The organism is Leclercia sp. UBA2479 (assembly GCF_002341985.1).
Classification (GTDB): Bacteria; Pseudomonadota; Gammaproteobacteria; order Enterobacterales; family Enterobacteriaceae; genus Enterobacter; species Enterobacter pneumoniae.
This window is the reverse complement of sequence record NZ_DDPB01000009.1, coordinates 1,194,587-1,214,698: the sequence shown is the minus strand read 5'-3', so window position 1 is coordinate 1,214,698 and position 20,112 is coordinate 1,194,587. Positions and strand designations below refer to the sequence as shown.

17 protein-coding genes are annotated in these 20,112 nt (G+C 56.5%); 12 read left to right on the top strand and 5 right to left on the bottom strand.

Annotated features, from left to right (window positions below):
* Positions 1-206: 206 nt before the first annotated feature.
* A complete protein-coding gene (gene narQ, locus B3B59_RS15425; protein WP_286809476.1) occupies positions 207-1,880 on the bottom strand; it encodes a nitrate/nitrite two-component system sensor histidine kinase NarQ in 1,674 nt (557 codons plus the stop codon).
* 216 nt (positions 1,881-2,096) lie between these two features.
* Here narQ and aegA point away from each other — a divergent pair, with 216 nt between their 5' ends.
* The 3 genes from aegA (at position 2,097) to B3B59_RS15410 (ending at position 5,871) form a co-directional block, all read left to right on the top strand.
* Complete coding sequence (gene aegA / locus B3B59_RS15420; protein WP_286809475.1) at positions 2,097-4,061, top strand: formate-dependent uric acid utilization protein AegA; 1,965 nt, start codon at positions 2,097-2,099, stop codon at positions 4,059-4,061.
* 66 nt (positions 4,062-4,127) lie between these two features.
* Positions 4,128-4,703 carry a GDP-mannose pyrophosphatase NudK gene (gene nudK / locus B3B59_RS15415; protein ID WP_286809474.1) on the top strand — a complete coding sequence of 192 codons (576 nt, stop codon included), beginning with the start codon at positions 4,128-4,130 and terminating at the stop codon, positions 4,701-4,703.
* 124 nt (positions 4,704-4,827) lie between these two features.
* Positions 4,828-5,871, top strand: a complete 1,044-nt coding sequence (locus B3B59_RS15410; protein WP_286809473.1) for a DUF1176 domain-containing protein — start codon at positions 4,828-4,830, stop codon at positions 5,869-5,871.
* Here the strand turns inward: B3B59_RS15410 and tkt are convergent.
* Together tkt and tal are read right to left on the bottom strand one after the other, a co-directional pair.
* Entirely contained in the window at positions 5,868-7,856 is a 1,989-nt protein-coding gene (tkt, locus tag B3B59_RS15405) for a transketolase (protein WP_286809472.1), read from the bottom strand. The two genes, B3B59_RS15410 and tkt, sit on opposite strands and share 4 nt — an antisense overlap.
* A 19-nt stretch (positions 7,857-7,875) precedes the next feature.
* On the bottom strand, positions 7,876-8,826 hold the full coding sequence (gene tal / locus B3B59_RS15400; RefSeq protein WP_207292182.1) for a transaldolase: 951 nt from the start codon (positions 8,824-8,826) through the stop codon (positions 7,876-7,878).
* A 292-nt stretch (positions 8,827-9,118) separates the two neighbouring features.
* Between tal and maeB the strand changes: the two genes are divergently transcribed.
* On the top strand, positions 9,119-11,398 hold the full coding sequence (gene maeB / locus B3B59_RS15395; RefSeq protein ID WP_046884638.1) for an NADP-dependent oxaloacetate-decarboxylating malate dehydrogenase: 2,280 nt from the start codon (positions 9,119-9,121) through the stop codon (positions 11,396-11,398).
* Positions 11,399-11,599: 201 nt separating this feature from the next.
* Here the strand turns inward: maeB and hemF are convergent, their stop codons facing one another.
* Complete coding sequence (gene hemF, locus B3B59_RS15390) at positions 11,600-12,499, bottom strand: oxygen-dependent coproporphyrinogen oxidase (RefSeq protein ID WP_286809471.1); 900 nt, start codon at positions 12,497-12,499, stop codon at positions 11,600-11,602.
* On the bottom strand, positions 12,499-13,371 hold the full coding sequence (gene amiA, locus B3B59_RS15385; RefSeq protein ID WP_046884640.1) for an N-acetylmuramoyl-L-alanine amidase AmiA: 873 nt from the start codon (positions 13,369-13,371) through the stop codon (positions 12,499-12,501). Before amiA ends, hemF begins: the two co-directional genes overlap by 1 nt.
* Positions 13,372-13,584: 213 nt before the next feature.
* Between amiA and B3B59_RS15380 the strand changes: the two genes are divergently transcribed.
* The 8 genes from B3B59_RS15380 to cysA all read left to right on the top strand — a co-directional run bounded on the left by B3B59_RS15380 (position 13,585) and on the right by cysA (position 20,058).
* On the top strand, positions 13,585-14,010 hold the full coding sequence (locus B3B59_RS15380) for a GNAT family acetyltransferase (RefSeq protein WP_040074576.1): 426 nt from the start codon (positions 13,585-13,587) through the stop codon (positions 14,008-14,010).
* Positions 13,997-14,446 carry a DUF2919 domain-containing protein gene (locus B3B59_RS15375; protein ID WP_233801536.1) on the top strand — a complete coding sequence of 150 codons (450 nt, stop codon included), beginning with the start codon at positions 13,997-13,999 and terminating at the stop codon, positions 14,444-14,446. Before B3B59_RS15380 ends, B3B59_RS15375 begins: the two co-directional genes overlap by 14 nt.
* Before the next feature lie 62 nt (positions 14,447-14,508).
* A complete protein-coding gene (locus B3B59_RS15370) occupies positions 14,509-15,084 on the top strand; it encodes an RpoE-regulated lipoprotein (RefSeq protein ID WP_046884641.1) in 576 nt (191 codons plus the stop codon).
* Between the two features lie 94 nt (positions 15,085-15,178).
* Positions 15,179-16,078 carry a Dyp-type peroxidase gene (locus B3B59_RS15365; protein WP_286809470.1) on the top strand — a complete coding sequence of 300 codons (900 nt, stop codon included), beginning with the start codon at positions 15,179-15,181 and terminating at the stop codon, positions 16,076-16,078.
* 171 nt (positions 16,079-16,249) lie between these two features.
* On the top strand, positions 16,250-17,266 hold the full coding sequence (gene cysP / locus B3B59_RS15360; RefSeq protein WP_286809469.1) for a thiosulfate/sulfate ABC transporter substrate-binding protein CysP: 1,017 nt from the start codon (positions 16,250-16,252) through the stop codon (positions 17,264-17,266).
* The gene (gene cysT, locus B3B59_RS15355) at positions 17,266-18,099 is read left to right on the top strand and encodes a sulfate/thiosulfate ABC transporter permease CysT (RefSeq protein ID WP_040074581.1); all 834 of its coding nucleotides are present in this window, start codon (positions 17,266-17,268) and stop codon (positions 18,097-18,099) included. The genes cysP and cysT overlap by 1 nt, the downstream gene beginning before the upstream one ends.
* Positions 18,099-18,974: a sulfate/thiosulfate ABC transporter permease CysW gene (gene cysW, locus B3B59_RS15350; protein WP_046884643.1), complete on the top strand. Its 876-nt coding sequence runs from the start codon at positions 18,099-18,101 to the stop codon at positions 18,972-18,974. Before cysT ends, cysW begins: the two co-directional genes overlap by 1 nt.
* Positions 18,964-20,058, top strand: a complete 1,095-nt coding sequence (gene cysA, locus B3B59_RS15345; RefSeq protein ID WP_286809468.1) for a sulfate/thiosulfate ABC transporter ATP-binding protein CysA — start codon at positions 18,964-18,966, stop codon at positions 20,056-20,058. The genes cysW and cysA overlap by 11 nt, the downstream gene beginning before the upstream one ends.
* Positions 20,059-20,112: the final 54 nt, after the last annotated feature.

Below are 20,112 nucleotides of genomic sequence, written 5' to 3'. Positions count from 1 at the left end.
ATTTAGCGTCGAATTGTTATTGTACATTGCCCGCATCACTCTAGCGGCAAGGCGGATGTCAAACGTGGAGAAAATAAGGAGATAGTGTAAATTATCATGCGCGTTTACAGCGCAATCGCGCCTCCTGTGCGGCTGAGTATTACGCACGCGCGTGGCGTTCTAATGAGATGCGAGGGTTATTTACGCTTATTTACCCTTTGCACGGCTCACTGCGGAAAACGCACCTCCACCTGCGTTCCCCCCTCAGTTGGACGCGAGAAGTGCAGGCTACCGCCCAGTCGCAGGGCGCGTTCGCGCATGATATTGAGCCCGTAATGGCCAGGGGGTTCGCTGGCATCGCCAATCCCAATCCCGTTATCGCGAATAGAAACGATGTGCTCGCCGCTGGCGGTGGTCACGCAGGCGACGGCAATCTCACTGGCCTGCGCATGCTTAATGGCGTTCAGCACCGCTTCGCGCACAATCTGCAGCAGGTGCACCTGCTTTTGCGCATCGAGGGCGAGGGAGGAGAGACGACAATCTAAAGAGAGTTTCGCGCGGGTCTGGCTTTGTAAGCCATCCAGCGACTCCTGGAGCGCCGCGGGGAGGTTGGCATGATTAAGCGTCAGGCGGAAGGTGGTCAGCAGTTCGCGTAACTGAAGCCAGGCATCGTTCAGCGCTCGCGAGAAGTCGCTAATAATGGTCTGTGCCGGCTGGTTCTCCTCCGGTACGGCGTGTTTTAACAACGTTAGCTGAATGCGTAAATAAGAGAGTACCTGGGCCAGCGAGTCGTGCAACTCCCGGGCAATGGTGGCACGCTCCTCCATCAACAGCAGTTGCTGGAAGTGCTTCTGCGACTGGTTCACATAGATGCCGCGCCCCAGCATCGTGGCCACGCTTTTCATCAGCGGCCCTGACACCGTGCCGTGCTCGTTCTGCCAACAGAGTTCACCAAATCGCGTCTCCTGCATCACCACCGGCAATTGCTGCATGGGTAAACGATCGCTTTTGTAGCCCTCGCTCATCTGCCAGCCGTCGCTGGTGCTTAGCGCCAGATAGCGCATGCCGGTATGCGCCTTCACAATTTGCAAAATGTGGCGAAAGCAGTGGCTGTCTGTCTGGCTGGCATTCAGAGCCTGTGAACAGGTGAAAAGCATCTCCAGTTGCTGGTGGGCCTCGTGCAAATGATGGGTTTTCTCTTCTACGGAGCTTTCCAGGGAGCGGTACAGAGTGTGCAACTCCTCGGCCATATGGTTAAAGGTACGCGACAGCAGGCCCAGCTCGTTGGGCAGATCGCTGTCCGGAGCGGGGGTATCAAAGCGGCCTTGTTCAATCTGCAGGCTGGAGCTTACCAGATGGTTGAGCGGGGCGACGACCTGGCGGCGAATGCGACGCAGCGTCATAAAGACCAACAGCAGGATCCCGCCGCCGCCCGCCAGCGAAATGATCACCACCAGTTGCATCTTGTGTTCGGCATAATGTTGCAGTGAAAGCACGAAGGCATCCATTCGCCCGATATACTCTTCGATATGCGCCTGGTACCACGCCTCGTTGCCCTGCAATAACTGCTCATTCATCACCTGCCATGCCGCCTGCAACTGATGATAGCGTTGCTTTACCTCCGCCGGCACATACCACTTATCCAGCGATGTTAACGCTGGCGCATTCAGCGTGTTTTGCCAGGTAAGCAAGTGCTCATGCAGATCGCTCCCACCACGCTGCAGCTCGTAGCCAAGACGATAGCTCTGCATACGCAGGGAGCCGGCAATGTTAATGGCTTCTGCATCGCGTTGGCTGCTGGCAAGGGTCAATAACGCCACGGCGCTGGACAGGACCGATAACACAATAATGGAGATGAATGCCCGGGCAAGGCTTCGCGAGACGGGTCGTTTTACTATCACACATGGCTTCCTGAATGATGTCTGAACAAAGGTCCGGCGCGACTGCGCCAGCCGAAGGAAACGCTATTCCCTTTACGCAAAATATATTTGATCTCACTCAGGTTCAGGGCAGAAAGTTCGCGTTTCTGGGCATATGAACATTGCCTGAACCCGCCCCGGTGCGTAAATACTTAACCCCTTTAAAAAATAAGGTTAATAACCAGGGCAGGTGTCGCTATGAATCATTTTATTATGGCCAACAGCCAGCAATGTATCGGATGTCACGCCTGCGAAGTCGCCTGCGTGATGGCACATCATAATGAACAACATGCGCTGAGTCAGCGGGAATTCACGCCACGAATCACCGTGGTGAAAGAGGGGAGCCGCTTCAACACCGTCACCTGCCATCACTGCGAAAATGCCCCCTGCATCCAGAGCTGTCCGAACGGGGCCATCGCCCGCGAAAACGACAGCGTGCAGGTGAATCAACAGCGCTGTATTGGCTGCAAAGCCTGCGTCGTGGCTTGCCCCTTTGGCACGATGGACATCGTGGTTACCGCCCAGGGTGAAGCCACCGCGCAGAAGTGCGATCTCTGTGCCGGACGACCGCAGGGGCCAGCCTGCGTGGAAAACTGCCCGGCCGATGTCCTGACGCTTGCCACCCCTGACGCACTGAATCAACTCTCCCGCGCGCGCAGACTGCGTACGGCGAGTCATGAGGCGCAGCCATGGAAAGGGATTGCCCCGGCGGCGGTGAAAGCCGGCGGAAAGCGGGCGCAGCTGCAGGCGCTTAGCCCGCGTGGCGAGCCGGATAAGCTCAGCCCTGAGGCGCGCGTGGGCAACTTTGCAGAAATTTATCTGCCATTTCGAACAGACCAGGCGCAGCGGGAGGCATCGCGCTGTCTTACCTGCGGCGAGCACACGATTTGTGAATGGACCTGTCCGCTGCACAACCACATCCCGCAGTGGATTGAGCGGGTAAAAACCGGTGATATCGAGGCGGCGGTCGAGTTATCACACCAGACCAACTGCCTGCCGGAGATCACCGGGCGAGTCTGTCCGCAGGACAAACTTTGCGAAGGGGCCTGCACGGTGCGCGAGGCGTCCGGCGCGGTCACCATCGGCAACCTTGAACGTTATATTTCTGACCAGGCGCTGGCGAAAGGCTGGCGGCCCGATCTCAGCCAGGTGGTGCCGGTCGATAAACGTGTGGCCATTATCGGTGCCGGGCCTGCGGGGTTAGCCTGCGCAGACGCGCTGGTGCGCCGTGGCCTTAGCGTGACCGTCTACGATCGTCACCCGGAGATTGGTGGTTTGCTGACCTTTGGCATTCCGGCGTTCAAACTGGATAAGTCGCTGCTGGCCCGCCGTCGCGACATCTTTACCGCGATGGGGATCCGTTTTGTACTCAATTGCGAGGTGGGTAAGGATGTGTCGATGGCTGAACTTCAGCGGGATTATGATGCGCTCTTTATAGGAGTCGGCACCTGGCGGTCGATGAAAGCCGGCATCCCTAACGAAGAGGCGCCGGGTGTTTACGATGCGCTGCCGTATCTGGTGGGCAATACCCGTCAGCTTATGGGGATGCCCGCCTCGGTGGCCGATCCCTTTATCGATACCGCCGGGCTCAACGTGGTGGTACTGGGGGGCGGCGATACGGCGATGGACTGTGTGCGTACCGCTCTGCGTCAGGGGGCGGCAAACGTCACCTGCGCCTACCGTCGCGACGAAGCCAACATGCCCGGTTCCCGTAAAGAGGTGAAAAATGCCAAAGAGGAGGGGGCCGCCTTTGAATTCAACGTCCAGCCGGTGGCGCTGGCGCTGGATGACAGCGGACGGGTCAACGGAGTTCGTCTACTGCGCACTCAGCTCGGCGAGCCGGATGGCGAGGGGCGGCGGCGTCCGGTGCCGATTGCCGGCAGTGAATTCGTGATCCCTGCCGATGCGGTAATCATGGCCTTTGGCTTTACTCCGCATGCCGCGGCGTGGCTGCAGGCGCAGGGGGTGGCCGTGGATGAGTGGGGACGGATTGTCGCCGGCGTGGATAGCCGTTACCGTTATCAGACCAGTAACCCGCAAATTTTCGCTGGTGGTGATGCGGTTCGCGGTGCTGACCTGGTGGTGACCGCCATGGCCGAAGGGCGGCATGCGGCGCAGGGCATCGCCGACTGGCTGGGCGTAAATCAGAATCTTATCCATTAACCCGGCCACGACAAAGCGGACTTCACGGCGTAGTATGACGAGGATATTTTGCGCTGTGGAGTCCGCATGACCCTGAAAATTGACCTCATCAAAGATAAAATCCTCTCCGACAATTACTTTCTGCTTCGCAATATGACTTACGATCTAACGCGTGAAAACGGCGAAGTCGTGCGCCATAAGCGTGAAGTCTACGATCGTGGTAATGGCGCAACGGTGATGCTCTATAACCGGGATAAAAAAACCGTGGTGCTGATCCGTCAGTTCCGGGTAGCGACCTGGGTTAATGGCAATCCCGACGGTATGCTGATTGAAACCTGTGCCGGTCTGCTGGATGACGATGCACCCGACGTCTGCGTCCGTAAAGAGGCAATTGAAGAGACCGGCTTCGCCGTCAGCGAAGTGCGTAAAGTCTTTGAGCTGTATATGTCCCCGGGTGGTGTCACCGAACTCATTCACTTTTTTGTTGCGGAATACAGCGACGCTCACCGCGCCAATGCGGGCGGCGGCATTGAAGATGAAGAGATCGAGGTACTGGAGATGCCTTTCACGGAGGCGCTGGAGAAGGTTAAAACCGGCGAAATCCGGGATGGCAAGACGGTGATATTACTGCAATATCTTCAGACGTCCGGCTTAATAACTTGATCTTATTAATGTTAATAAGATGTATTTTAAATAAATCTATCCGATAAATCCGATTGAGCCATCCCGGTTTGCGCAGGAAGATACGGCCAGTTTTTTGAGCCATGCTTCCGGGATCGTGCCATACATGCGTCACAGCTATTTATTTATCTTTATGCTGACTATGCTGCCGGCACTTTATGTGCAGGCGGCCCCCGCGCAGCGAGCTTTTTCTGACTGGCAGGTGACCTGCAATAATCAGAATTTTTGCATTGCGCGCAATATTAACGAGCATAAAGGGCTGGTGATGACCCTGAGCCGTAGCGCCGGTGCCAAAACCGATGCGGTCCTGCGCATTGAACTCGGCGGGCTGGCGACCCCTTCTGCCGGCGAACCGGCGATCGCCCCCCGTTTACTTCTCGATGGCGAACCGTTAGCGCTCGATACCCGGCACTGGCAACTCTCCCCCTGGCGTTTATCAACTGACGATACCGCCACTATTAATGCGTTCCTGGCCACCATTCAGGAAAAGCATATGATCGCCCTGAACCGGGGCAAGCAAGAGATCTCCCTCGATGGCCTGAAGGCCACGCTGTTGTTTATCGACAGCCAGCAAAAGCGTGTGGGCAGTGAAACCGCCTGGATTAAAAAGGGCGACGATCCGCCGCTCAGCGTGCCACCCGCACCGGCGCTAAAAGAGGTAGCGGTAATTAATCCAACGCCTACGCCCCTGACGCGCCAGGAGCGCAGCGATTTAATTGATTACGGTACCTGGCGAATGAATAACAGCCAGTGCTCGCTCGATCCGGCGCGCCGGGAGGTACGGGTAACGGCCCTGACCGATGATAAAGCGTTGATGATGATTAGCTGTGAAGCGGGGGCCTACAATACCGTGGATCTGGCGTGGCTGGTTTCGCGTAAAAAACCCTTTGCCGCACGGGCTGTTCGCCTGCGTCTGCCGTTTGTTGCCGCAAGCGAGAGCAGTGATATGGAGCTGATGAATGCAGGATTCGATGAAAAAAACCGCGAGCTAACCACTCTGGCGTTAGGGCGGGGCATTGCCGATTGTGGCATCCAGACGCGCTGGCGTTTTAATGGCCAGCGCTTTCGTCTGGTGCGGTATGCTGAAGAGCCGAGCTGCGATAACTGGCATGGGCCAGATGCCTGGCCCACCTTGTGGATCACCCGTTAAAGCAGGTTCTGCGCTTTTTCCACCACGTTTTCGACCGTAAAGCCGAAGTACGGGAAGAGCTTATCGGCCGGGGCCGATTCGCCGTATCCCCGCATGCCGACAATCGCCCCCTTCAGGCCGACATATTTATACCAGTAGTCGGCAATTCCGGCCTCAACCGCCACGCGGGCGCTCACATCTGAAGGCAGCACCGACTCACGGTATTCCTCATCCTGGGCATCAAAAATGTCCGTCGAAGGCAGAGAAACTACACGTACCGCATGACCTTCAGCGGTAAGTTTTTCTGCCGCCATCACGGTGATCTCCACTTCCGAGCCGGTGGCAATCAGGATCACGTCCGGCTTGCCGCCACTGTCTTTCAGGATGTAGCCACCGCGGGCGATGTTTTTGACCTGCTCCGGCGTACGTTCAATCTGCGCCAGATTCTGACGCGACAGGATCAGCGCCGTCGGGCCGTTATGGCGCTCTATGGCCAGCTTCCAGCCCACCGCGGCCTCGACCTGATCGCAAGGACGCCAGGTGCTAAAATTTGGCGTCAGGCGCAGGCTCGCCAGCTGTTCCACCGCCTGGTGGGTCGGCCCATCTTCCCCCAGACCGATGGAGTCGTGGGTATACACCATGATCTGTCGCGCTTTCATCAGCGCCGCCATGCGCGCGGCATTACGCGCGTACTCCACAAACATCAGGAAGGTCGCGGTATAAGGCACAAAGCCGCCGTGATGGGCTATACCGTTGGCGATGGCGGTCATGCCGAACTCACGTACACCGTAGTGGATGTAGTTACCGGCCTGGTCCTCTTTAATCGATGTCGACCCCGACCAGATGGTGAGGTTGCTGGGCGCCAGGTCTGCGGAACCGCCAAGCAGCTCGGGCAGAATCGGCCCCAGTGCGTTAAGGGTGTTTTGCGACGCCTTACGAGTAGCGATTTTCGCCGGATTAGCTTGCAGCTCCTCAATCAGTGCCTGAGTCTTCTCTTCCCAGGCTTCTGGCATACCGCCGCTCATCCGGCGGGTAAACTCGGCGGCGAGCTCTGGATGCGCGTTTTGATACGCGGCAAATTTCTCATTCCACGAGGCCTGGATTTTACTCCCCTTGTCGCGGGCATCCCAGGCGCTATAGATCTCTTTCGGGATCTCAAAGGCGGGATATTTCCAGCCCAGTTTCTGGCGGGTCAGCGCCACCTCTTCTTCACCCAGCGCCGCGCCGTGCGACTCTTCCTTGCCCGCTTTGTTCGGCGAACCGAAGCCGATGGTGGTCCGGCAGATAATCAGGGACGGTTTGTCCTTCACGCTCTGCGCTTCCTGAATCGCTTTTTTCACCGCCTCAGGATCGTGGCCGTCAATTTCGTGAACCACGTGCCAGTGGTACGCCTCGAAGCGTTTGGCCGTATCGTCGGTGAACCAGCCTTCGGTTTCGCCATCAATGGAGATGCCGTTGTGATCGTAAAAACCGATCAGTTTACCAAGCCCCAGGGTACCGGCCAGGGAGCAGACTTCGTGCGAGATCCCCTCCATCAGACAGCCGTCGCCCATAAAGACGTAGGTAAAGTGATCGACAATGTCATGGCCCGGCTGATTAAATTGCGCCGCCAGGGTGCGTTCAGCGATGGCCAACCCCACGGCATTGGCCAGCCCCTGGCCCAGCGGCCCGGTGGTGGTTTCAACGCCCGGCGTGTAGCCCAGCTCCGGGTGGCCTGGCGTTTTGGAGTGCAGCTGACGGAAGTTTTTCAACTCTTCCAGCGGCAGGTCGTAGCCAGAGAGGTGCAGCAGGCTATAGAGCAGCATGGAGGCGTGGCCGTTAGACAAAATAAAGCGATCGCGGTCGTACCATGCCGGGTCGTTAGGATTGTGCTTCAGAAAGTCGTTCCACAGCACTTCGGCGATATCGGCCATGCCCATCGGTGCCCCCGGATGGCCGGAATTGGCTTTTTGCACGGCATCCATGCTTAGGGCGCGTATGGCGTTGGCTAACTCTTTACGGGACATAGTTCACTCCATGGCTGATTTAAAGTTTGGCGGCGAGCAGATCTTCAAGCTTGCGCTGGTCAACGGCAAACTGACGAATGCCGTCTGCCAGTTTTTCGACGGCCATTGCATCCTGGTTATGCTCCCAGCGGAATTCGGCTTCGGTCATCGCTTTCGGCTTCGGCAGCACGGTTGAGGTAGGGATCAGCTTACGCATGACGGTCTCGTCTTTGTCCTGCAGCTTTTTCAGCAGATCCGGGGAGATGGTCAGGCGGTCGCAGCCGGCCAGGGCGAGGATCTGTTCAGTGCGGCGGAAGCTGGCACCCATCACGATGGTTTCGTAGCGGTGCTGCTTGTAATAATCGTAGATATTACGTACGGATTTCACGCCGGGGTCTTGCTCGACCACGTAGGGGTCCATCGGCTCTTTTGCCTGATACCAGTCATAGATGCGGCCAACAAACGGGGAGACAAGATAGACGCCAGCCTCGGCGCAGGCACGGGCCTGAGCAAATGAGAACAGTAGCGTCAGGTTACAGTTGATTCCCTCTTTCTCCAGCTGTTCCGCCGCCCGGATCCCCTCCCAGGTCGAGGCCAGCTTGATCAAAATGCGCGACTTATCGATGCCCTGGTCCTGATAAAGCTCAACCAGACGACGGGCCTTGTTAATGCTCTTCTCTTTATCGAAGGAGAGGCGGGCGTCAACCTCGGTTGAAACACGGCCGGGAATACTTTTCAGAATTTCCGCACCAATATTTACCGCCAGTTTGTCGCTGGCCTCTGCCACCTGTTGCTCTTGCGTTTTACCGCGCTGCTTACCATAGGCGATGGCGTCGTCAATGAGATGGCTGAAATGGGTCAGTCCCGCCGCCTTTAACAGCAGCGAAGGGTTGGTGGTCGCATCTTCCGGCTGGTAGCTACGGATAGATTCAATATCACCGCTGTCGGCAACGACGGTGGTAAATTGTTTGATGCCGTCTAGTTGGTTCATAAAGTATGACTCCTTGAAATCAAAAGAGTTAGTCGAGTGCGTTGGATCACACTTCTGGAAAATTCGCGACGTGCTTAACAAAAAAGCATAGCAGACGAGAAGGGTCTTGCTTTGGCGGGTGGGTAACAGGCTTGTTATAAATTGATAACAAATTTTGTTGTTTGTTGGTCAGAGTTTGGCAGCCTTCAAAGTTTGAACCGCAGCCAGCGGCGATACTATGCGGCACGCCAGGGTGTGCCTCAGGACAGAAAAACAGCACCCATTTTGAACGATACGTTAAAGGAAGGATAAGATGGACGATCAGTTGAAACAGAGTGCCCTCGATTTTCATGAATTCCCGGTTCCCGGTAAAATCCAGGTTTCCCCCACCAAACCTCTCGCCACGCAACGTGACCTGGCGCTAGCCTACTCGCCGGGCGTTGCCGCCCCTTGCCTGGAAATTGAGAAAGATCCGCTCGCTGCCTACAAATACACCGCGCGCGGCAACCTGGTGGCGGTGATTTCTAACGGTACCGCGGTGCTGGGCCTGGGCAATATCGGTGCGCTGGCGGGTAAGCCGGTGATGGAAGGGAAGGGTGTTCTGTTCAAGAAGTTCGCCGGTATCGACGTGTTTGATATCGAAGTCGATGAGCTCGATCCCGATAAGTTTATCAACGTGGTGGCCGCGCTGGAGCCAACCTTCGGCGGTATTAACCTCGAAGATATCAAAGCGCCAGAGTGTTTCTATATTGAACAAAAACTGCGCGAACGGATGAATATTCCGGTGTTCCATGACGACCAGCATGGCACCGCTATTATCAGTACAGCCGCCATTCTGAACGGCCTGCGGGTGGTAGAGAAAAACATCTCTGACGTGCGTATGGTGGTATCCGGTGCCGGTGCGGCAGCCATCGCCTGTATGAACCTGCTGGTGGCGCTGGGTATGCAGAAGCACAATATTGTGGTCTGCGACTCAAAAGGGGTTATCTACAAAGATCGCGAACCCAATATGGCTGAAACCAAAGCCGCCTATGCGGTCGTGGATGACGGCAAGCGCACGCTGGATGATGTGATTGACGGCGCGGATATCTTCCTCGGCTGCTCCGGCCCGAAAGTGCTGACCCAGGAGATGGTGAAGAAGATGGCTCGTGCGCCGATGATTCTGGCGCTGGCCAACCCGGAGCCGGAAATTCTGCCGCCGCTGGCGAAAGCGGTGCGTGAAGACGCCATTATCTGTACCGGCCGTTCTGATTACCCAAACCAGGTGAACAACGTGCTCTGCTTCCCGTTCATCTTCCGCGGCGCACTGGACGTGGGTGCGACGGCAATCAACGAAGAGATGAAGCTGGCCGCCGTTCACGCCATCGCCGAACTGGCTCACGCCGAACAGAGCGAAGTGGTAGCTTCGGCCTACGGCGATCAGGATCTCAGCTTTGGTCCGGATTACATTATTCCGAAACCGTTCGACCCGCGCCTGATTGTGAAGATCGCTCCGGCAGTGGCGAAGGCAGCGATGGACTCCGGTGTAGCCATGCGTCCGATTCAGGACTTTGATGCCTACGTCGATAAACTGACCGAGTTCGTCTACAAAACGAATCTGTTTATGAAGCCTATCTTCTCCCAGGCACGCGCAGACGCGAAGCGCGTGGTGCTGGCAGAGGGTGAGGAGGCGCGCGTGCTGCATGCCACGCAGGAGTTGATCACCTTAGGTCTGGCGAAGCCGATTCTGATTGGCCGCCCGAGCGTGATTGAGATGCGTATCCAGAAGCTGGGGCTGCAGATTAAACCGGGCGTGGATTTTGAGATCGTGAACAACGAATCCGATCCGCGCTTTAAAGAGTACTGGAACGAATATTACGCGATCATGAAACGTCGCGGGATCACACAGGAGCAGGCGCAGAAAGCGGTCATCAGCAATACCACGGTGATCGGCGCGATCATGGTCCACCGCGGTGAAGCCGACGCCCTGATCTGCGGCACGGTAGGGGATTACCACGAGCACTTTACCGTGGTGCAGGAGATCTTCGGCTATCGTGAGGGTGTCCATACGGCGGGGGCGATGAATGCGCTGCTGTTGCCAAGCGGTAACACCTTTATCGCTGATACCTATGTAAATGACGATCCTACGCCGGAGCAGCTGGCTGAAATCACCGTGATGGCGGCAGAAACCGTGCGTCGTTTCGGGATCGAACCAAAGGTAGCCTTGTTGTCGCACTCAAACTTCGGATCATCAAAATCTCCGGCGGCGAGCAAGATGCGCGAGACGCTGGAACGGGTGCGCGCGCGTGCGCCTGAGCTGATGATTGATGGTGAAATGCACGGTGATGCCGCGCTGGTGGAGAGTATCCGCAATGAGCGTATGCCGGATAGCCCGCTGAAAGGCTCGGCGAACGTGCTGATTATGCCGAACGTCGAAGCGGCGCGTATCAGCTACAACCTGCTGCGTGTCTCCAGCTCTGAAGGGGTGACGGTTGGTCCCGTGCTGATGGGGGTGGCGAAGCCGGTACATGTGCTGACGCCGATCGCCTCTGTGCGTCGTATTGTGAACATGGTGGCGCTGGCGGTAGTAGAGGCGCAGACGCAGCCGCTGTAGTTTTTATTTCTCCCCCTCACCCTAACCCTCTCCCACGGGGAGAGGGGACAGACGGGAACGCCCGTTTTTTCTCTCTCCCACGGGGAGAGGGAACTGACGGGAACCCCGTTTTCTCCCTTTCCCACGGGGAGAGGGGACAGACGGGAACCCCCCGTTTTCTCCCTCTCCCTCAGGGAGAGGACCGGGGTGAGGGGATAAGGGCTACACCCAGTCCCGAACCCGAATAAAATCCTTCAGGGCAGCCTCCGGGCTGCCCTCTTTTGGCTCGAAATTGTACTCCCAGCGCACCAGCGGCGGCATCGACATCAGAATCGACTCCGTACGCCCGCCGGTCTGCAAACCAAACAGCGTGCCGCGATCCCACACCAGATTAAACTCTACGTAACGCCCCCGGCGATAAAGCTGGAACTCACGCTCCCGAACGCCGTAATCGGTATCCTTACGCCGTTCCACAATGGGAAGATACGCGTCGGTATAGCCGTTACCCACCGCCTGCATAAAGGCGAAAGCGGTATCAAAATCCGGCGTGTTGAGATCGTCAAAAAAGAGCCCGCCGATACCCCGCTGCTCGTCTCGGTGCTTCAGATAGAAATAGTCGTCACACCACTTTTTGTATTTGGGATACACCTCGTCACCGAAGGGCTGGCAAAGATCGCGGGCCGTACGGTGCCAGTGGACGGCATCCTCTTCAAAGCCGTAAAAAGGCGTTAAATCGAAGCCACCGCCAAACCACCATACCGGCTCGGCGCCGGGTTTTTCGGCAATAAAAAAGCGCACGTTAGCATGGCTGGTCGGTACAAAAGGGCTGTGGGGATGGACCACCAGCGAAACCCCCATCGCTTCGAAACTGCGGCCTGCCAGCTCCGGACGGTGAGCGGTGGCTGAGGCAGGCATTGTATCGCCATGGACGTGCGAGAAATTCACGCCGGCTTGCTCAAAGATACCGCCGTTACGCAGCACCCGACTGCGTCCGCCGCCGCCGCCTTCGCGCTGCCACTCATCTTCCTGAAACGCTCCGCCGTCAACGGCGGTCAATTTCTGGCAAATCTGGTCCTGCAACTGTAGCAAGAAGGTTTTAACCCGTTGCGCATTTGGTTTCATCAGCGTCTCTTCACGTGGGCTTTTTGATTATCGAACCAGTTAAAGTAACTGATTATCCCGGAGGCGATAGCGTTAGCGATCTTCTGGCGGAAAGCGGTAGTGCCGAGTAACCGCTCCTCTTCCGGGTTAGTAATAAAGGAGGTTTCCACCAGCACAGAGGGGATGGAGGGCGATTTCAGCACCACAAAGGCAGCCTGCTCGGTCCCTTTACTGTGCAGACGGTGCACGGGGCGAATCTTCTTCAGAATATGCGACCCGAGGGTCAGGCTGTTTTTGATGGTGTCGGTTTGCACCAGGTCAAACAGCACCTGCTGGAGAAGATGATCTTTATCGGTGGCTTTTTTCCCGGCCACTTCATCGGCGCGGTTTTCGCGATCCGAAAGATATTTCGCCATGGCGCTACTGGCGCCGCGGTTCGAAAGGGCGAACACCGAGGCACCGGCCGCGCTCGGATTAGTAAAGCCGTCCGCGTGGATAGACATAAACAGATCCGCGCCGTGCTTGTGGGCAATTTCCACCCGATCGTACAGGGGAATAAAGGTATCACCGGTGCGGGTCAGCCGTGCGTCAATGCCGTTGCTGCGTAAAATTGTCCGCACTTTTTTTGCAATCGCCAGCACGACATGTTTCTCTTTAGAGCCGTTATGGCCAATGGCACCGGTGTCGATGCCGCCGTGGCCCGGATCGAGCATGACCACGCGCTTAGCGCCCGGTTTTTTAGCTTTAGGTTTACTGTGTCCATTACTGGTTTTAAGCGTGCTCTCTTCTTTGGCCTGGGCTTTTGCAATGCCGGATAAAGTTAAGGCTGCCAGCCCCGCTTTGAGAACCTGACGACGCGATGTGAGTGTTTTTAATGGTTTGAATGTGCTCATGCGGCCTGAATTGTAAAAAATGGGGGTCCTGGTGTTATATCGTATCGTCTTTCGCGTTACGACAGTCCTTGCTAATAATTGTTTTACTTTTCATTTCAATACGTGACAGAGTGACATTATGCCAAATTTTGGTGAGATTTTCCCCGAATATTGGCTAAACGCGGCGTTCGGGCGATAATCACTGTTTTTGAACCTAAAAAGGCGGCTAATACCATGGAGATACGCGTTTTTCGCCAGGCAGATTTCGAAGAGGTCATCACCCTGTGGGAGCGTTGCGATCTTCTACGCCCCTGGAATGATCCTGAAATGGATATTGAACGTAAGCTCAATCATGACGTCAGTCTGTTCCTGGTGGCGGAAGTGAACGGTGAAGTGGTTGGCTCGGTGATGGGCGGTTACGATGGCCATCGCGGCTCGGCCTACTATCTTGGTGTGCATCCGGAGTTCCGTGGACGCGGTATTGCCAATGCGTTGCTCAACCGTCTCGAGAAGAAATTGATTGCCCGCGGCTGTCCCAAAATTCAGATCATGGTTCGCGAAGACAACGATGTGGTGCTGGGGATGTACGAACGGCTGGCTTATGAACACGCCGATGTGCTGACCCTTGGCAAGCGCCTGATAGAAGATGAAGAGTATTGAGTTTCACCCCGGCGACTACGACAGCCAGGGACGCATGCGCTTGCCGCTCTTGTTCTGGTGCGTATTGCTACTTCAGGCACGCACCTGGGTGCTCTTTGTGCTGGCAGGGGCCTCACGCGATCAGGGCAACACCCTGCTAAATCTCTTTTATCCCGATCACGATAACTTCTGGCTTGGGCTATTACCGGGCGTGCCTGCGGTGCTGGCGTTTTTGCTGAGCGGACGACGCCATCTCTGGCCCCGCCTGTGGTCCGCGCTTCGTAGTCTGCTGATTGCGGCGCAGCTCATCCTGTTGGCCTGGCAGCCCTGGCTCTGGCTGCAGGGCGAACCGTTAAGCGGCATTGGGATTACGCTGGTGATTGCGGACATCGTGGCGCTGTTATGGCTGGTCACCAATCCCCGACTGCGCGCCTGTTTCATACCTGAGAAAGATTAAACGGCACTTTTTGCCGATGATGCACTCCAACAAGCGTTGAATTAACCAGAAAGGACCCTCTCATGAAATCGCTGCGTTTATTGATCTGCGCGCTCCCCGTTGTGTTGACGGGCTGTTCCACTCTCTCGTCGGTTAACTGGTCTGCGGCTTATCCCTGGAACTGGTTTGGCGCCTCCACCGAGGTTACCGAGGAGGGGGTAGGCAATATCACCTCCGCCACGCCGATGGAGCAGGAGGCGATCGCCTCAGCGCTAAGCAGCGATTATCGCCTGCGTAGCGGGATGAAAACCGAAAATGGCAATATCGTGCGTTATTACGAAGCGCTGAAAGATGACAAGCTGGCGCTGGTTATCAGCGGTGATAATAGTGCGGTAAAACGCGTTGAAGTCCTGGATAGCGAGATTGAAACCGACAGTGGAGTCAAAATCGGCACGCCGTTCAGTGACCTGTATCAGAAAGCATTCGGAAACTGTACCAGCGCCGTGGTAGAGGAAGGCGTTGGGGTTGAGTGTAAAGCGAAAGAGAGCCAGCACATCCGTTATCTGTTTAGCGGCAGCTGGAGCGGCCCGGAAGGGTTAATGCCTTCTGACGATACCCTGAAGAACTGGAAAGTCAGCAAAATTATCTGGCAGCAGTAAATTGCGTCTGGACAATCTGCCTTGCTGAAAAAGCGGGTATAATCGCCGCCAACAATGCCACGCTGACGTGGCATCTTTTTTTTCAGGAGGAGCGATGTCTCAGGTTCAGAGTGGCATTTTGCCAGAACATTGCCGCGCGGCGATTTGGATGGAAGCCAATATTAAAGGGGATGTCGATGCCCTGCGTGCGGCCAGCAAAATTTTTATCGATAAACTGGCCACTTTCCAGGCCGCATTTCCCGAGGCACATCTGGGCGCGGTCGTTGCTTTCGGGAACAACGTCTGGCGTCAGCTGAGCGGCGGTGATGGGGCAGAAGAGCTGAAAGACTTTATCCCTTACGGGAAAGGTCTGGCACCGGCTACGCAGTATGATGTGTTAATTCATATTCTTTCCCTGCGCCATGACGTGAATTTTTCTGTTGCCCAGGCGGCGCTGGAAGCCTTTGGCGATAGCATTGAGGTGCAGGACGAGGTCCATGGTTTCCGCTGGGTTGAAGAGCGCGATCTGAGCGGCTTTGTCGACGGTACCGAAAACCCAGCCGGGGAAGAGACGCGCCGCGACGTGGCGGTCATTAAAGAGGGCGTGGACGCGGGCGGCAGTTATGTATTCGTTCAGCGCTGGGAGCATAACCTGAAGCAGCTTAACCGCATGAGCGTGCATGACCAGGAGATGATGATTGGCCGTACCAAACAGGCCAATGAAGAGATCGACGGCGACGATCGCCCGGTGACCTCTCACCTGACCCGCGTCGATCTGAAAGAAGACGGCAAAGGGCTGAAGATTGTGCGCCAGAGCCTGCCCTATGGCACGGCGAGCGGCACGCATGGCCTTTACTTCTGTGCCTACTGCGCGCGTCTCTATAACATTGAGCAGCAGCTGCTGAGTATGTTTGGTGATACCGACGGTAAACGCGACGCGATGCTGCGCTTCACCAAACCGGTGACCGGTGGTTACTATTTCGCCCCGTCCGTCGAGCGTCTGCTGGTGTTATAAAAGCCTTCCTCCCTCTCCCGCGGGAGAGGGCTGGGGTGCGGGCTTCAGGCCGCACCCTTATTCTCTTTTCTGCTTGTAAATCACCAAACGGTATATAAAACCGTTACTCCTTTCGTACTCGTTATAAATATTATGACCATAAGATAGTCATCACATTTATAAGGGTGCTCAATGGCCGTTACGTTACTGAAAAAAGGATATCTGACGCTGGCTGCTTCCGTGCTGCTGGTGGCGCAGGCGCAGGCAACTGAGCTGCTTAACAGCTCCTATGACGTCTCCCGCGAGCTGTTTGCCGCCCTTAACCCGCCGTTTGAACAGCAGTGGGCGAAAGAGAACAACGGAGACAAGCTGACCATTAAGCAATCCCATGCGGGCTCTTCCAAGCAAGCGCTGGCGATCCTGCAGGGTCTGAAGGCGGATGTGGTGACCTACAACCAGGTGACGGACGTGCAGATCCTGCATGACAAGGGCAAGCTGATCCCGGCCGCCTGGCAAAGCCGCCTGCCCAATAACAGCTCACCGTTCTACTCCACCATGGGCTTCCTGGTGCGTAAGGGCAACCCGAAAAATATTCACGACTGGAACGATCTGGTGCGTTCTGACGTGAAACTGATCTTCCCGAATCCTAAAACCTCCGGTAACGCGCGCTACACCTATCTGGCAGCCTGGGGGGCGGCAGATAACGCTGACGGTGGCGATAAAGCCAAAACCGAGCAGTTCATGACCCAGTTCCTGAAAAACGTTGAAGTGTTCGATACCGGCGGACGTGGCGCGACCACAACCTTTGCCGAACGTGGCCTGGGCGATGTGTTGATCAGCTTTGAATCGGAAGTGAACAACATCCGTAAGCAGTATGAAGCTCAGGGCTTTGAGGTCGTGATTCCGAAGACCAATATTCTGGCGGAGTTCCCGGTGGCGTGGGTAGATAAAAACGTCGAGGCCAACGGCACTGAGAAAGCGGCGAAAGCGTATCTGAACTGGCTCTACAGCCCACAGGCGCAATCCATCATTACCGATTACTACTACCGTGTGAATAACCCGGAAGTCATGGACAAACTGAAAGACAAATTCCCGCAGACGCAGCTGTTCCGTGTGGAAGAGAAGTTTGGCTCCTGGCCTGAGGTGATGAAAACGCACTTCACCAGCGGCGGCGAGTTAGACAAATTGCTGGCGGCGGGGCGTAAGTAATGTTTGCAGTCTCCTCCAGACGCGTGCTGCCGGGCTTTACTTTAAGCCTTGGGACCAGCCTGCTGTTCGTCTGTCTGATTTTATTATTACCGCTTAGCGCGCTGGCCATGCAGCTCTCCGAAATGAGCTGGGCCCAGTACTGGGAAGTTATCACTAACCCGCAGGTGGTGGCGGCTTACAAAGTGACGCTGCTCTCTGCGTTTGTCGCCTCCATTTTTAACGGCGTGTTCGGTCTGCTGATGGCGTGGATCTTAACCCGCTATCGTTTTCCGGGTCGTACGCTGCTGGATGCGCTGATGGATTTACCCTTTGCGCTGCCCACGGCGGTGGCCGGCCTGACGCTGGCCTCGCTGTTCTCGGTGAACGGTTTTTACGGCGAGTGGCTGGCAAAGTTTGATATCAAAGTGACGTATACCTGGCTCGGCATCGCGGTGGCCATGGCGTTTACCAGCATTCCTTTTGTGGTACGTACCGTACAGCCGGTGCTGGAAGAGTTAGGGCCGGAATATGAAGAAGCGGCGGAAACGCTGGGCGCGACGCGCTGGCAGAGTTTTCGCAAAGTCGTACTGCCGGAGCTCTCTCCTGCGCTGCTGGCGGGCGTAGCGCTCTCCTTTACCCGAAGCCTGGGAGAGTTTGGCGCGGTAATCTTTATTGCCGGCAACATCGCCTGGAAGACCGAAGTCACCTCGCTGATGATTTTTGTTCGCTTACAGGAGTTCGATTACCCGGCGGCGAGCGCCATCGCCTCGGTGATCCTCGCGGCATCGCTGCTGCTGCTGTTCTCAATTAACACTCTGCAAAGTCGCTTTGGGCGACGTGTGGTAGGTCACTGATGGCGGAAGTTACACAATTGAAGCGCTACGACGCACCCCGCATCAACTGGGGTAAATGGTTTTTGATTGGTACCGGGGCGGTGGTGTCTGTCTTTATCCTCGTGGTGCCAATGGTCTATATCTTTGTGCAGGCCTTCAGCAAGGGGATTATGCCCGCGCTGCAAAACCTCGCCGACCCGGACATGCTGCACGCCATCTGGCTGACGGTGATGATCGCGTTGATCACGGTTCCGGTAAATCTGGTGTTTGGCATCCTGCTGGCATGGCTGGTCACGCGCTTTAACTTCCCGGGCCGCCAGCTGCTGCTGACCCTACTGGATATCCCGTTTGCCGTTTCGCCGGTGGTGGCGGGCCTGGTGTACCTGCTCTTTTACGGCTCCAACGGCCCGCTGGGCGAATGGCTGGATGAGCACAACCTGCAGATTATGTTCTCCTGGCCGGGAATGGTGCTGGTGACCATATTTGTGACCTGTCCGTTTGTTGTCCGTGAGCTGGTGCCGGTGATGTTAAGCCAGGGCAGCCATGAAGATGAAGCCGCGGTGTTGCTGGGCGCATCCGGCTGGCAAATGTTCCGCCGAGTCACCTTGCCGAATATTCGCTGGGCATTGCTCTATGGCGTGGTACTGACCAACGCCCGCGCCATTGGCGAGTTTGGCGCTGTGTCGGTGGTCTCCGGCTCGATTCGCGGTGAAACCCTGTCACTGCCGTTACAGATTGAATTGCTGGAGCAGGACTATAACACCGTCGGCTCCTTTACCGCCGCAGCCCTGCTGACGCTGATGGCGATTTTGACCCTGTTTTTAAAGAGTGTGGTGCAGTGGCGTTTGGAAAATCAGGAAAAACGCCAGCATCAGGAGGGAAATCATGAGCATTGAGATTGCCAATATTAAGAAGTCATTTGGTCGCACCCAGGTGCTGAACGATATCTCGCTGGATATCCCTTCCGGACAAATGGTCGCGCTGCTGGGGCCGTCCGGCTCTGGTAAAACCACGCTGCTGCGCATCATCGCCGGGCTGGAGCACCAGACCAGCGGACATATCCGCTTCCACGGTACCGACGTGAGCCGCCTGCATGCCCGCGACCGTAAAGTGGGTTTTGTGTTCCAGCACTATGCGCTGTTCCGCCATATGACGGTGTTCGATAACATCGCCTTCGGCCTGACCGTGCTGCCGCGCCGCGAACGTCCCAATGCGGCAGCCATCAAAGCGAAAGTAACCAAACTGCTGGAGATGGTGCAGCTCGCCCATCTGGCGGATCGTTTTCCCGCTCAGCTTTCCGGCGGGCAGAAGCAGCGTGTCGCCCTGGCGCGTGCGCTGGCCGTTGAACCGCAAATCCTGCTGCTGGATGAACCCTTTGGCGCACTGGACGCACAGGTGCGTAAAGAGCTGCGTCGCTGGCTGCGTCAACTGCATGAAGAGCTGCAGTTCACCAGCGTGTTCGTTACCCACGATCAGGAAGAGGCGATGGAAGTGGCCGACCGGGTGGTGGTGATGAGCCAGGGGAACATTGAACAGGTAGACGAACCAGAGCAGCTCTGGCGTGAACCGGCGACCCGTTTCGTGCTGGAGTTTATGGGCGAAGTCAACCGCCTGCATGGCATCGTGCGCGGCGGGCAGTTTCACGTCGGCGCGCACCGCTGGCCGCTGGGTTATACCCCCGCGCACCAGGGGCCGGTGGATCTGTTCCTGCGTCCGTGGGAAGTGGATGTCAGTCGCCGTACCAGCCTCGACTCCCCGCTGCCGGTGCAGGTACTGGAGGCCAGCCCGAAAGGACACTATACCCAACTGGTGGTACAACCGCTGGGCTGGTACACCGATCCCCTGACGGTAGTCATGCGCGATGAAACCCCGCCACATCGCGGTGAGCGCTTGTTTGTCGGGCTACAGCATGCCCGTATCTATCACGGGAAAGCGCGTATCGAAACGCGTGGGGATCTTGCTCTGGCCGAATCTGCCTGATAGGTTAATCAGTATGTTTATCGCCCGGTGGCGCTGCGCTAGCCGGGCTTTTTA

Excerpts from the sequence above, each read along its gene's own strand:
- cysW (WP_046884643.1), top strand. The coding sequence starts at position 18,099 with ATGGCGGAAGTTACACAATTGAAGCGCTACGACGCACCCCGCATCAAC.
- cysA (WP_286809468.1), top strand. The coding sequence starts at position 18,964 with ATGAGCATTGAGATTGCCAATATTAAGAAGTCATTTGGTCGCACCCAG.
- maeB (WP_046884638.1), top strand. The coding sequence starts at position 9,119 with ATGGACGATCAGTTGAAACAGAGTGCCCTCGATTTTCATGAATTCCCG.
- nudK (WP_286809474.1), top strand. The coding sequence starts at position 4,128 with ATGACCCTGAAAATTGACCTCATCAAAGATAAAATCCTCTCCGACAAT.
- tal (WP_207292182.1), bottom strand. The coding sequence starts at position 8,826 with ATGAACCAACTAGACGGCATCAAACAATTTACCACCGTCGTTGCCGAC.
- amiA (WP_046884640.1), bottom strand. The coding sequence starts at position 13,371 with ATGAGCACATTCAAACCATTAAAAACACTCACATCGCGTCGTCAGGTT.
- B3B59_RS15380 (WP_040074576.1), top strand. The coding sequence starts at position 13,585 with ATGGAGATACGCGTTTTTCGCCAGGCAGATTTCGAAGAGGTCATCACC.
- B3B59_RS15375 (WP_233801536.1), top strand. The coding sequence starts at position 13,997 with ATGAAGAGTATTGAGTTTCACCCCGGCGACTACGACAGCCAGGGACGC.
- hemF (WP_286809471.1), bottom strand. The coding sequence starts at position 12,499 with ATGAAACCAAATGCGCAACGGGTTAAAACCTTCTTGCTACAGTTGCAG.
- tkt (WP_286809472.1), bottom strand. The coding sequence starts at position 7,856 with ATGTCCCGTAAAGAGTTAGCCAACGCCATACGCGCCCTAAGCATGGAT.
- aegA (WP_286809475.1), top strand. The coding sequence starts at position 2,097 with ATGAATCATTTTATTATGGCCAACAGCCAGCAATGTATCGGATGTCAC.
- B3B59_RS15370 (WP_046884641.1), top strand. The coding sequence starts at position 14,509 with ATGAAATCGCTGCGTTTATTGATCTGCGCGCTCCCCGTTGTGTTGACG.
- cysT (WP_040074581.1), top strand. The coding sequence starts at position 17,266 with ATGTTTGCAGTCTCCTCCAGACGCGTGCTGCCGGGCTTTACTTTAAGC.
- B3B59_RS15410 (WP_286809473.1), top strand. The coding sequence starts at position 4,828 with ATGCGTCACAGCTATTTATTTATCTTTATGCTGACTATGCTGCCGGCA.
- B3B59_RS15365 (WP_286809470.1), top strand. The coding sequence starts at position 15,179 with ATGTCTCAGGTTCAGAGTGGCATTTTGCCAGAACATTGCCGCGCGGCG.
- cysP (WP_286809469.1), top strand. The coding sequence starts at position 16,250 with ATGGCCGTTACGTTACTGAAAAAAGGATATCTGACGCTGGCTGCTTCC.